Here is a 13,166-nt window from a genome sequence, read left to right as displayed (position 1 = left end):
TAAAGGAGTGCTTAATCGCATGCCGTGCACTCGCCGCCGTCAATAACAATCGTATGTCCCGTTATGAATGATGAATCATCACTAAGCAGGAAAATAACGGCCCTAGCAACATCTTCAGGACTACCTAACCTACCCATGGGTATGTAGTTAATTAATCTCCGAGCCTCGTCACTGCCTAACCAATTAACCCACCCGGTCTCAATACTTCCAAGGACCACTGCGTTCACCCTAATTCTTGGCGATAGCGATAGCGCCATGGACTTTGTGAGGGCTATTATTCCAGACTTAGCGACCAGGTAGGGTATGCCAGTAACATCACCAGTCCTTGCCGTTATTGATGAAATATTGACTATCGACCCGCCATTCACCATTAATTCAATGCCAAATTTACTACATAGGAATGTGCCCTTCAGATCAACATTAATGACCTCTTCGAAATCGCTCCAGGTTATTTCATGAAATCTCTTGTTCCAGGTAGTTGCGGAACCGTGGCCAGCATTGTTGACTATCCCGTGTAGTACTCCGTAATCTTTCTTAATTAATTCAAACATTGTTCTGACCTCATCCTCCCTGGATACATCAGCCCTAATTATGGCCGCATCGAAGCCCTTCCTCTTTAGTTCAAGCATTAATTCCTCGGCCTCCTTGGCTGAAGACCTGTAGTTTATTATCACCCTGGCTCCCTCCTCAGCGATTGCCCTGGCTATAGCCCTGCCAATGCCCCTGGAAGCACCCGTAACTAATATCACCCTATCCCTGAGCCTACCCATTATTGACTTATTGACTACCTGCGGTAAAAGCATTACTCTCTTTCTTACTTTTCCTGGTACCTTCTGTATCTCTCCTCTATTGCTCTTCTTATTTCATTCAGTTTATCAAGAACGCCCTCACGCCAAGCCCTATCAACCAGGTAATTCCAATCTATACTGCCCCACTGGACGGCCAGAACCGCCGCAGCTCTCTCGCAATCGGCATCTGAGGACCAATAAACACAAGCGTTTAGGCTAGTTACTGCATTGTCCTCCGGTGACTCAATATAAACATGCCCATTATCTACTCTCAATACTTTGACCCTACCCACGTAAGTCACGCCGACTATGTCCAGGGCTAATACACCAAAGTAATCACTAACCCACACCCTACCCTCCCTCCTCGCGTTTATGTGATTCAACTCCTCATAAAGTATGCCCATGGCTCTCTCCGAATCCCTAGAATCAATAATTACGTCGACATCCCCAGTCCTATAAACGCCACCACTATAGAGCTCCGCGGCGAAACCACCAACAATGATGATCCTACCCGCACCCTCAGACTCAAGCCTACTATTAACCCTCGCCAAAAAGTTCAATAATGAACTTCCCTGCCCACCATCAACCCTAATACTCATTAATGAACAATTATCATTAACACAATTAATGAGGTAACGGGTGAATAATGACCAATCATTAATAATTAAATAATCATTAGCGATTTGCACGCTCCTCCTTGACATAATGGCGCATGACAAGTCAATTATCATTTCAAGTCTCTCTCTGGCTCGGTCTGGAGGCAGCCTACGTGCGCCTCTCCTGTTAAATATTGACCTGATACTACGCATTATAGTATCACTATAGTGGATTTGGGTAAGTAATAAAGCTGTGTTTCAACTGATCATGGAATTACTTATTAAGGGATTATTAATTAAGCACTATGATGGACGCCGTATTATTAAGGAGAAACAAGAAGGATCCCAAGGAGGTTAGGGCTTGGCTTAGGGAAAGATTATCAAAACCTGGCATTATCATTGCCCCAGGGGCTTTCGATGCTTTCGTTGCCCTAATGATCCAACAACTTGGTTTCGAAGCTCTCTACGTCTCCGGCGCGGCCTTCAGCAGCTCCCTGGGCCTGCCCGACCTTGGTATGTTCACACTTGATGAGTTGGTTAGGTTTACTAAGTACATTATGGATGCCGTGGACATACCCGTTATTGTAGATACCGATACCGGATTCGGCGAAACTCTAAACGTTGTCAGGACAGTTAGGGAGTTCGAGAGTATCGGGGCGGCAGCAATACAGATCGAGGACCAGGAATTACCCAAGAAGTGCGGCCACCTGAGTGGTAAACATGTGGTGCCTGCTGATGAGATGATCAAGAAGATTAGGGCGGCTGTTGAGACAAGAAGGGATGAGAACTTCCTAATTATCGCTAGGACGGATGCACGCGGTGTTTACGGTATTGATGAGGCTATTTGGAGGGCCCAGGCCTATGTTGAGGCTGGGGCGGATATAATATTCCCTGAAGCCCTTGAGAGTAAGGAGGAGTTCGTAAGGTTCGCCAGGGAGGTTAAGGCTCCATTATTAGCTAACATGACTGAGTTTGGTAAGACGCCGTACATAACCGCTAAGGAATTTGAGGAGATGGGTTATAAGATTGTTATATTCCCCGTTACGACCTTTAGAGTCGCCATGAAGGCTGTTAAGGATGCCTTAATGGAACTTAAGGAGAAGGGTACCCAGAAGGACCTGCTCAATAAGATGATTAGTAGGCAGGAGCAGTACGAGGTTATTCATTACTGGGATTACGAGAATTGGGATAAAGAATTGAATGAAGAGGTCACCAAGAAATTCGCTGGCAAATTAAGATTGAAGCAATAAATTTCAATTTCAAATTATTCCCTAACGCAGTTAAAATGTTATCCCCCATGGTAATACTCATAAAGGAATTAATTCCATAAATTAATGTATGTCCTCCAGCCTCAGCATTAGGAAGGTTGCAGTTCTTGGTGCAGGCACGATGGGTAATGGAATCGCTGAGGTATTCGCCATCGCTGGTTATGAGGTTAGGCTTATGGACATATCTGACGAGATACTTAGGAACGCATTAAATCGAATCAGAGACAGTCTAGAGAGATTAAGTAAAAGAGGTGAGTTGAAGGAAAGTGTTGATACGATATTATCGAGGATAACGACCACTACAAATATAGCAACTGCCGTCGAAGGTATTGATTTCCTGGTTGAGGCTGTTCCTGAGAATGCCGAGCTGAAGAAGAACATATTTAGAGAAGCCGATAAGTACGCGCCGTCTCACGCAATATTCGCATCAAACACAAGTACAATACCGATAACCGAACTTTCAGAGACAACCTCTAGGCGTGATAAATTCATAGGGCTTCATTTCATGAACCCACCACCATTAATGAAGCTTGTGGAAATCACGAGAGGTAAATACACAAGTGATGAGACTGTAAATATCACAGTGCAACTAACCAGGTTTTTAAATAAGGAGCCTGTTGTTGTTAATAAGGACGTACCTGGATTCATAGTTAATAGGGTCCTCTTTAGGGTTATGCTTGAGGCGTGTCGTGAGGTAACGCAGGAAGGGGTTAAAATAATTGATTTAGACGCAATGGCCAGGAATGTACTTGGTCTACCGATGGGTCCCTTTGAATTACTTGATTACATAGGTCTTGACACAAGTCTCTTCATAGTTAAGGCCATGACTGAGAGGGGCTTTAGGGCTCATCCATGCCCATTACTTGAGGACTTAGTAAATAAGGGTAAACTTGGTGTTAAGTCCGGTGAAGGTTTCTATAAGTATCCGGGTCCTGGACAGTATGTCAAGCCTAAAGTACTTCCTGATCAAGGGCTTGATTTGGACCCCGTTAAATTAATGGCGCCAGCAATTAACGAGTTAGCCTGGTTGGTTAGGGAGGGCGTAGCTAGTGTTGAGGATATTGATAAGAGTGTGAGGCTTGGGTTAAATTATCCATGGGGCTTAAGCGATCTTGCTGATGAAATAGGTATTGATAATGTGGTTAGTGCCCTTCAGTACCTCAAGAACGTTAGTAATTGGGATGAGTATGAGCCAGACCCGTTACTTACGGAATACGTTAAGTCAGGTAAATTAGGTAGGAAGAGTGGTGCTGGGTTTAGGAACTATCCCGAGGTTGAGGTGAGAAAGTACGATGAGATACTACTAAGGATAGATCCGCCAGCCGCCTGGATCGTTTTTAATAAACCCGATAAGCTGAATGTATTAACACCTAGGATGGCCGATGAAATAGTAAATGCCCTAAGAGCCGTTGAAGATGATTCAAGGGTTAAGGTAGTGGTAATCACCGGTAACGGCCGAACCTTCTGCGCCGGTGCCGACATCAATCAGTTCCAAAATGCATCGCCAATACAGATGTTTAAGGCCATGAGGCATTATCACTCAATGACCCTAGAAATTGAGTATTACACGAAACCCGTTATTGCGGCCATAAACGGTTATGCCCTTGGTGGCGGTTTAGAAATAGCTATGGCCTGCGACATTAGGATAGCCTCCGAGGATGCACTGGTTGGGCAACCTGAGATTAACCTAGGCATAATACCAGGTGCCGGCGGTACACAGAGACTGACGCGCTTAACGAACCCAGGAATAAGTAAGGAACTAATACTAACGGGTAAACAGGTAAGTGCTAGGAAAGCCCTTGAATACGGCATAGTTAATAAGGTTACGCCTAACTACGCGCTCGAGTTTGAGGTTAGGAGGTGGATTAAGGAATTGGCTTCTAAACCACCATTGACGCTCATGCTTGCCAAATATGCCGTAAACTACGGCTTTGAATCACCAATATGGAGCTCGCTAAACAATGAGGCAGCATTATTCGGTGTGGCAATATCGACGAAAGACTCACAGGAAGGTGTAAGGGCGTTTCTGGAAAAGAGGAAGCCTAAGTTTGTAGGTGAATAACCGTATAATTAGATATCACGGCTTAAAACCTGTGAATTTTCTCTCGCTAATAATTTCAATTAATACTAAAATCAGTATTGATATCATTAACGAAGCTGACGCATAACCTAATGCCATGGGCAGCCCATAAACCTCGTAGGAGTACCAAATCAATATTGGCACTGGGTACACATAGTTAAAGAATGGTGGGTTGACTATGTAATAAGCCAATATGACAATAGAACCAAACTCACTTATGGCCCTACCCCAAGCCATCAGGAATGATGATACGAGCTCCCTGAACGTCATGGGAACAACGACACGGGCAAAGACACCCCATTGACTAAGTCCTAGGGTTAAGCCGACGTATTCATAGGTTGGGTCCAACTCATCAAATACCTGTTTCATGGCACCGACGGCTATTGGTGCGGAGACCACGAAGTATGCGGCTACGAGGCCCCATATTGTATCTACGAGAGGTAACTTACGTATTACAGGTATTGGGGATATTGGCGAAACCAGTATTAGGATTGATAAACCAACTATTGTGTGCGGTATTGTTAATGGACTTAGCAATACCCCACTGACTACGCTATCTATTGGCCTTGGTATTAACCTCCTGGATATGGCATAGGCAACAGGCGCCCCCAGGAGCAGATCTAGTGCTGCGGCTATAAATGCGCCGAGCAATGTTACTGCAACACCCTCGATGAATAGGCCGCTCATTAATGCCTTTAATAGGTATCCATAACCCTCATAGAGAAGGACTACAATAGGTAATAGCAGCATAAGTGATATTAGAATTATGAAAGGCATAAACATGTGCCTTGTGCTATCCAATAATAATCACCATTAGCCACCATATGCCAATAACGAAGAATTCACAAAGGCCCTAATTAATGGCGGTGCATTGCTTAAGTTGCCATAAAATAATGCTGGTGTTAACGGTTGTATGCCAAGGCTTTCCATGAGCTCATGACCACTTGGTGATATTAGGTAAAGTATTACTTCTGCTGCCAATTCCTTATCAGGTGCCTGGTTAGGTATTGTCACGGCTAATTGAATGGGCGCTCCCTTAACAACAATATTAGAACCTCCAACCACAATCGTAACACTGGCTTTGCTATAAAAGCTTGAGTATTGTGGCGAACCGAGATTGACCTGTGGTGGTAATGGAAAATACGGTATATTAGCGCTCACGGCAGATGATTTGTAAATAGCTATGTCAAACCAAACCTTGCCCGACTCAACAGGGCCGAATAACTCACTGCCTGCGAGAACCTCGTATACATTACCCGTGGAATTTGCCTGATTAAACAGGTTAACGTAGTAATCCTTACCTAGGCCCCAATATATTCCGGTGAGTTGTAGAACCATGAGCGCCCTATACCCCTCAGGATCAGTGTTTGGGTTGGAAATCCCTATGGCGTAGGCTCCGTATTTATGAGCCATGTTAAAGGTTTCATTTGAGAATATTAGGTTTAGGAATTCCCTGGTTATTACCATGGCCTCCGCATAATTCCCGGACCTTAACGCTGACCACTCAGCATTGGTTAGGTTATTAACCACGTCTAATAGTGGCTTAGGTAGGTTGGGTGAGTATGCTATTACCATTTGATCACCTGCTATGGCTATGTACCAACTAGTTATGTTGCTTGGGTATAATAGGGAGGTTAGTATGTATGGATCTATGCTTGCATATATTGAATAGCCGCTTGGGTTTAGGATCACCTGACGGGCAGCCTGCACGGAACCCATCCCTGTTACTACGGTATTTATACCCAGCTTCTCACCTGCATCTCGAAATAGCGATGCATATAGTGATGCTGTTATTACACTTAAGGTTTGGCTCGTTCTTATAGTGTGTGTTGGGTGCGTTATTGTTGGTATTGAGTATCCCAAGGCTAACCCTATAATTAACGATATTAGTATTGAGCCGACGATACTTAACCTCATCAACTGACCCTTTAACTAATACGTCTATTTAAGTCTCTCGATGCATCTATTTAAGCCGTGAATAGTTCATTAAGTAATTTAAATTCTAAAATTTCTATGTTAGTGCCTAAATGGTAAGGACTAATTTTGATTCACGTAAGTCCATATTTCTTAAGCGATTGATGGAGGAGGGAGCCCAGAATAGAGTTGACTTTGACATATACGACTTTTTACTCACATTCAATAAGTCCTTAAATGACTTTTACACGACAAGTAGTTGCAGCGGTAGGATTGCCCTGGCTAAGGCTCCACGACTTAGCTACTCAAAGGGTTCTGGGTTATTTAAGTTCGTTGTTAAGTGGCATAGGCCTGTCACGTATGGCGAGGTTATGAATGTACTTAGTAATATTGATTCTGGCGATGTTTGGCTCTTGGTTAGGGCGCCAATAATCCATTTCGTGGCTAGGGATATTCATGGGGCATTGACGATACTTAGGATGGCTAGGGAGGCAGGCTTTAAACATAGTGGTATATATTCAGTGACACATGATGGTGTTGTTGTTGAGGTTCAAGGCGAGGATCGTTTTGAGGTCCCTATAATAATTAATGGTAAATTAATAGTGACTATGGATGATTTAAGGCGTATTATTGATATTGCCAATGAAACTCTGATCTTCGGCAAGTTCAGACTGGCGCATTTGATACGATTGATAGAGGTTAGGCTTTTTGGTAAGTCTGAACTGGGTGAAATGCCTAAGGTATATTTCCAGGAGTCATATAGAGATTTTAACATTGAAAGTATAAATATTGAGAATTTGGTGTAGTATATATTAGACGGTCGTAGTGCCTATTTTACGGAATAAAGTTTTTAAGTGAACTCTCATTCGTCATCATGGTGAGATAATTGCAACGATGAAGGAACCAATTCTTGAGGTTATTGATGTTAGCTATAGCTACAAGACTGAGAAGGGTCCTGTGCCTGTCCTTAAAGACATCAACTTTAAGGTTTATTCCCATGAGTTTGTTTCTATAGTTGCACCCACAGGTACGGGAAAGACAACATTACTTAAGATAATAGCTGGTCTAAGGAGACCTGATAGTGGTAAGGTCCTTCTCATGGGTGAGGAGATTAGGGGTCCAACACCTAAGCTTGCCATGATATTTCAGGACTTTGCACTCTATCCCTGGTTAACAGCACTTGAGAATGTGGAATTGGCGTTATTTCACAGGAAGGATCTCAGTAAGGAGGTTAGGAGGGAAATAGCTAGGAAGTACCTTGAGCTTGTGGGTCTTGGTGGTTTTGAGGATTACTATCCAAGGGAATTGAGTGGCGGTATGAAGCAGAGGGTTGCAATTGCTAGGGCATTAGCTGCGCAACCAGTGGTTTTGTTAATGGATGAGCCCTTCGCAAATCTTGATGCAATAACAGCCGAGGGTTTGAGGGCAGAAATATATAACATGGTATTTAATGAAGAGTCTACAGTGAAGGCTATAGTAATGGTTAGCCACAACCTTGATGAGGTTGTGGAGTTAAGTGATAAGGTCATTATACTTGGGGGAAGACCTGCAAGCATAATGGCCGAGGTCGAGATTAAGTTGTCGAGACCTAGGAATACGAGGGATATAGAGTTTCAGGATTACTTGGATAGGCTATACTCATTATTGTCAATAAGTCTTAAGGTTTAAGTGATGGCTATGGGCATTTGGTCCATAGTTTTAGTAGCGTTTCTAGCAACACTTGCGACATTTGGTAGAGTTGCCCTTACTATAATACTGAGCATAGTGCTTGGTTGGTTCTTTGGCTATGCAGCGGCAAAGAATGGACTTTTTGAGAGGATATTCCTATCAATTACCCAAACCCTTGAGGCCGTACCAGTCATCACCTTCTTCCCAATAGTCTTAATATTCTTCGTTAAGTCAATAGGTGGTTACATAGGAACTGAGTTGGCTGTTGACTTTTTGGTTTTCACGGCAGTTGTTTGGAATATATGGGTTGGTGAGTATGAGGCCATTAAGACGGCGCCCCAGTCACTTGAGGATGCGGCTGAGATGCTTAACCTGGGCTTCTGGGGCAAGTTTAGATACTTATACATACCAGTTACAATGCCCAGGGTTGCTGGTAATGTTTTAGTAAGCTTTGCTGATGCGTTGTTCTACATAGTAGTTAGTGAGGTTGTTACCTTAGGCACAACGCAATACTCAGTCTTCGGCATAGGGGCACTAATAGCATCATGGACAAGCAGGAGTGAGTGGACCGCAGCATTTACCGGACTTGGGGTATTGGTAGTCATGGTGACCTCAGTACTATTTGGAATACTTAGGCCATTTGTTGATTGGGCAGTTAAGTATAGTTATGATCCATTCATGGAAGTAACAAGGACTAGGGTCAGGAGACCCATAGTTACTAGTCGCGTTAGGTCATTGGCAGCTAGAAATATGAGGTATTTAAGGAGGGTTGTGGCTGTTGAGGATGCCATAATGCCCATATTCGTTAAAGCCTCGAGCTATGCTGTCAGACATAGACTATTGTCAAGGCCTAGACCTAGAAACATAATAACCGAGTCTGAGAGGTATATAGGCATAGGCATTGTTATTTTCGTTATTGGTTTAATAACCTACTCAATATATGAGTCTTGGAAAACGACTTGGGTTCCCATAATAAATAATCTATACGAATATGGCTTACTTTACCTTTATTATCTAGGGCTTGACTGGTTTAGGGTTATTTTGGTCACAGTTGCAGCAATATTAACGGCTATCCCTGTTAATTACCTAATGGTAACGCATAGAAGAGTTGAGTCGATTTTATTACCAGTACTTGAGGACTTAGCATCAATACCTGTATCGGCTTACTTACCATTGATTGCCATACCCTTCATAACGTATTTAGCGGTGAATCTCGGTTCGCATATTTCGCTTGAAATACTGGTGTTCGTAGTGGCCTACCTAAGTACTGCTTGGTACGTGATTTATAATATGTACGTGGGTATGAAGACAATACCCAGGAGTCTTTGGGATGTAGCCGAGAACCTGAGATTAAGTACCTGGCAGAAGCTTAGGAGATTGGCGATTCCAGGCGCCATGCCTGCTACAATAACGGGCTTAGCAAGTACAGCAGGTTCAACATGGGGTGGGCTTGAGGTTGCCGAGTATATACAAGGGCTTAATGGCCAGGTCTATATGGTTCATGGATATACGGCTTTAATGGATTATTACACAGCGATAGGGAATATTGTTGGGCTTGAGGCCATGAGCCTAATACTGGGTATAAACGTGGTATTATTAAGTGTCTTTCTCTGGAGGAAGTTATTTAGATTAGCTAGGGAAAGGTATAGGCTTGAAGGCGCAATAACGCTTTGATTCCATAGGTTCTCGACATTACGTAATTATTAATACGTGAGGTATTCCACGTTAATGATTGTAAATTGTGTGCAATAAGGCTTATAAGTATTCTAATGTATTCATGTAAATAGTCCTAATTATGGCTAGGGACAATCCGGAAAAAGAGACAGAGGAGGTCTATTCAAGGACTACGATAATGGTTCCTAAAAACATAGCCTCGGAATTATCACGGGTTGCTAAGACTAGGGGAAGGACATTATTCTATATTGCTGGCGAGGGCTTAAAATTAACAACTGAGCTTATTAGGGATGGTTTTGAACCATCAGACCTCATTTACTTTTGGAGATTATATAAAATCTTAAGCTCGATGGATGTAATACCAATGCCTATGAAGCTCATTGAGGAGGTGTGTAGTCATATAATGTCCGTTCTTATTGACTTCTCCAAGAGTGATAAGATATCGGGTGAACTTAGAGAAGGTGCGAGCAAGGCTATGAATGATCTATGGAGCATTTATGAAAAATATGGTCATCAAGTCGGCGCTCTAGTTAGGATGGAGTTTGAAAACCTTGAGGAACTTCTCGAGGCAATTTCAAGAATTAGCAGGTTATTAGCCGTTAGGCATATTGAGGTTAAGAAACTGAGCCCAAATACCATTGAGTTAATGGCTATAGGGCCTAGTGGCACGACCGATATTGGTAACAAGGCCCTCTTATCATTTATTAGAGGTTTTGTTGCTCAATATGATTACGAGGTTGTTTCTGAGGAGGCAAAGGCTAATGTACTTAGGGTTGTTCTTCAGAAGAAGGCCTAATGTTTTAGCGTTTAATAATTTTATATTATTATCGTTGCTAAGTTCGAGATGCCCGGCCACCTTAATGCTGCTTCCATAGCTACGGGTCCATGTATCTCACTACCCTTGGGTGCGCCATTCTCGTCTGTAATAACTACGGCATTGTCCTCAAAGGCTATCCAGGTGCCATCAGGTCTCCTATATGGTCTCCTTTGCCTAATCACTATTGCTCTGAGTACTTGCTTCCTAACCTCAGGTTTGCCCTCCACAACACTAACAACAACCATATCACCCACGGAAGCTCCAGGTATTTCCCTGTGAATAGGCTTTGCTATATGCCCAATTATACCAATCACCCTAACAAGCTTAGCGCCACTATTATCCGCAACAGGAACTAGGCTATTCATGAATATTCCAGGCGTCTTATGAAATCTCCAGCTAACACCTACCTGACGTGCGCCGCCTCTCTTTGCCATTGAAGTGCTAATGGAGCTTAGCTTATTTAAGCTTATCTACCTATTCCCTAATGATTAATTGAAGACCCATCGACTTAGCGATCTCGATTATCGATATCCTCCTAAAAATGGCATCAGTAATTACCTTAATTATATCGTTCATACTAACCCTGATTTGAGCCTTCGTATCCCTATCCCTAATAGTTACTGTACTATCGATGGGTGTCTTATCGTCTATTGTTATTGCGAACGGTACACCTACCGAGTCATACTTGGCATACCTACTGCCTATTGCTCCATCATCATCATAAACAGCCTTAACTCCAACCATCGATAATTCCCTAAATATATTCCTGCCAATACTTACATACTCCTGTTTCTTAATTATTGGTAACACCGCAACCTTTATTGGAGCAATATCAGGCGGTAGCCTTAGTAATGGTTTTCCATTAACCTCTGTATAGGCATGTTCTAGAGTTACGTACACTATCCTATCAACACCGAAGGATGGTTCAACATCATGTGGAATAAACCTCTCAACATGAACCTTTCTCCTTTCCTCCCTAATAAACACAACATCGCTTGTTATGGTATACCCATCAATGATCACCCTACCCTTATTAGCCAGCTCATTGGCTAACCACCTTGGGTCAGCCTTACCAATGGCCTGCATGACCTTAGGCATTTCATTACCAAAGACTTCTCTAATCCTCTGCGGATTCGGGTAGACCCTAACCTCAATAACTTCCTTCGGCGTGGTCAGTCTTCTGTCAACGCTTAAGTCATAACCACTATACCTCGCGTGCCTACCAAGGTCATAATCAGTCCTGTACGCATGACCGCTAACCTCAACCCAACCAAACCTCTCACTATAGACCATCTGGTCAAAACTAGCCGCTGAGTAATGAGCCCTCTCCTCAGGTAACTTAGCCAGGAAGTACTGATGATCAAGCGATATACCAAGCTCATTCATGTATATTGTGGCTAGGCCCATGAAGAACGCCATCCACTCATTAGGCACAATCCCACCCTCAACAGCCTCCCTAGGCCTAAACTCCCTGGGTTCCTTAACACCAGTAACAACATCCTTCTCGGGTATTATCCTCAACTTAATATCCAGTTCATCAAGGTATGGGCACTTAGCATTTTCAGGGTCAAAGAAGAACTCAATCTCCATCTGGGTAAATTCCCTGAGTCTAATTAAGCCCTGCCTAGGTGAAATTTCATTTCTACCGACCTTACCAATTTGAGCAATACCAAGTGGTAGTTTTCTACCCATTAGATTAAATATCTTTGGAAATGACACGAACATTCCCTGGGCCGTCTCAGGTCTTATGTAGCCAATGTTATCGCTATATGGCCCTATTGTTGTCTGGAACAATAGGTTAAAGGGCTTAACGCTACTTAACTCACCACCACATACAGGGCACTTAATATCATAATTCCGAATTAACTTATCAAGCTCCTCGAGGCTTAACCCCTCAGTCTTTATTGAAATACCCCTCTTACCAAGCTCCTCCTCTATTAGGTGATCAGCCCTGAACTTACGACCACACTTAGTACACTCGACTATTGCGTCGGTAAAATGCTCAACATGACCGCTAGCCTCAAAGACTATCTTTGGCATTACTATTGGAGTTTCTATTTCAACAATAAAGTCTTGATACGGATAAACAAAGATTTTACGCCACTTCTCAATTATATTCCTCTTTAACTCTACACCAAGTGGTCCATAATCGTAGAATCCACCGACCTCAGCCTTACTCCTATAAATCTCAAAGCTTGGGTAGAAAAATCCGCCCTCGCTCATTAGTTCCATGAATCTTTCGAGATTCATTCAGCACGATAATTATTAGGCATATTTAAATAATTTTCATAGAATAGTCCTTCTCTATCCCTTAAGGAGTGGGGGTTTGTATAGTGTAGGTCTTATGCGTTAGCCCTGGTG

At 43.0% G+C, this 13,166-nt stretch carries 12 protein-coding genes; 6 read left to right on the top strand and 6 right to left on the bottom strand.

Annotation, left to right across the window (positions count from 1 at the left end; genetic code table 11):
- Positions 1-11: 11 nt before the first annotated feature.
- Both ACP5L5_RS00735 and ACP5L5_RS00730 read right to left on the bottom strand, forming a co-directional pair.
- Positions 12-770 (bottom strand): SDR family NAD(P)-dependent oxidoreductase, encoded by a 759-nt coding sequence (locus ACP5L5_RS00735; RefSeq protein ID WP_428760922.1) that lies wholly within the window; start codon positions 768-770, stop codon positions 12-14.
- A 44-nt stretch (positions 771-814) separates the two neighbouring features.
- Entirely contained in the window at positions 815-1,597 is a 783-nt protein-coding gene (locus ACP5L5_RS00730; RefSeq protein ID WP_428760921.1) for a hypothetical protein, read from the bottom strand.
- Positions 1,598-1,692: 95 nt separating this feature from the next.
- On the opposite strand from ACP5L5_RS00730, the gene prpB reads away from it, so the two are divergent.
- Both prpB and ACP5L5_RS00720 read left to right on the top strand, forming a co-directional pair.
- A complete protein-coding gene (gene prpB, locus ACP5L5_RS00725; protein WP_428760919.1) occupies positions 1,693-2,634 on the top strand; it encodes a methylisocitrate lyase in 942 nt (313 codons plus the stop codon).
- Between the two features lie 88 nt (positions 2,635-2,722).
- Complete coding sequence (locus ACP5L5_RS00720) at positions 2,723-4,714, top strand: 3-hydroxyacyl-CoA dehydrogenase/enoyl-CoA hydratase family protein (protein ID WP_428760917.1); 1,992 nt, start codon at positions 2,723-2,725, stop codon at positions 4,712-4,714.
- Between the two features lie 15 nt (positions 4,715-4,729).
- On the opposite strand, the gene ACP5L5_RS00715 is transcribed toward ACP5L5_RS00720, so the two are convergent.
- Both ACP5L5_RS00715 and ACP5L5_RS00710 read right to left on the bottom strand, forming a co-directional pair.
- Positions 4,730-5,533 carry an ABC transporter permease subunit gene (locus ACP5L5_RS00715; RefSeq protein ID WP_428760916.1) on the bottom strand — a complete coding sequence of 268 codons (804 nt, stop codon included), beginning with the start codon at positions 5,531-5,533 and terminating at the stop codon, positions 4,730-4,732.
- Positions 5,534-5,545: 12 nt separating this feature from the next.
- A complete protein-coding gene (locus tag ACP5L5_RS00710; protein ID WP_428760914.1) occupies positions 5,546-6,649 on the bottom strand; it encodes a substrate-binding domain-containing protein in 1,104 nt (367 codons plus the stop codon).
- A 110-nt stretch (positions 6,650-6,759) separates the two neighbouring features.
- On the opposite strand from ACP5L5_RS00710, the gene ACP5L5_RS00705 reads away from it, so the two are divergent.
- From ACP5L5_RS00705 to ACP5L5_RS00690, 4 genes are all read left to right on the top strand, one after another.
- On the top strand, positions 6,760-7,452 hold the full coding sequence (locus tag ACP5L5_RS00705) for a tRNA(Phe) 7-((3-amino-3-carboxypropyl)-4-demethylwyosine(37)-N(4))-methyltransferase (protein WP_428760912.1): 693 nt from the start codon (positions 6,760-6,762) through the stop codon (positions 7,450-7,452).
- 88 nt (positions 7,453-7,540) lie between these two features.
- Entirely contained in the window at positions 7,541-8,314 is a 774-nt protein-coding gene (locus ACP5L5_RS00700; protein WP_013603716.1) for an ABC transporter ATP-binding protein, read from the top strand.
- 3 nt (positions 8,315-8,317) lie between these two features.
- Positions 8,318-9,988: an ABC transporter permease subunit gene (locus ACP5L5_RS00695; RefSeq protein WP_428760910.1), complete on the top strand. Its 1,671-nt coding sequence runs from the start codon at positions 8,318-8,320 to the stop codon at positions 9,986-9,988.
- Positions 9,989-10,109: 121 nt separating this feature from the next.
- A complete protein-coding gene (locus tag ACP5L5_RS00690; protein WP_428760908.1) occupies positions 10,110-10,784 on the top strand; it encodes a hypothetical protein in 675 nt (224 codons plus the stop codon).
- A gap of 20 nt (positions 10,785-10,804) precedes the next feature.
- On the opposite strand, the gene ACP5L5_RS00685 is transcribed toward ACP5L5_RS00690, so the two are convergent.
- Positions 10,805-11,239, bottom strand: a complete 435-nt coding sequence (locus ACP5L5_RS00685; RefSeq protein ID WP_013603719.1) for a 50S ribosomal protein L14 — start codon at positions 11,237-11,239, stop codon at positions 10,805-10,807.
- Positions 11,240-11,279: 40 nt separating this feature from the next.
- A complete protein-coding gene (gene glyS / locus ACP5L5_RS00680; RefSeq protein WP_428760906.1) occupies positions 11,280-13,055 on the bottom strand; it encodes a glycine--tRNA ligase in 1,776 nt (591 codons plus the stop codon).
- Positions 13,056-13,166: the final 111 nt, after the last annotated feature.

Origin of the sequence: Vulcanisaeta sp. (assembly GCF_049966235.1) — an archaeon.
Taxonomy (GTDB): Archaea; Thermoproteota; Thermoprotei; order Thermoproteales; family Thermocladiaceae; genus Vulcanisaeta; species Vulcanisaeta moutnovskia.
Note: the sequence above shows the minus strand (reverse complement) of the source record. Positions and strands in the feature narration are given on the sequence as shown.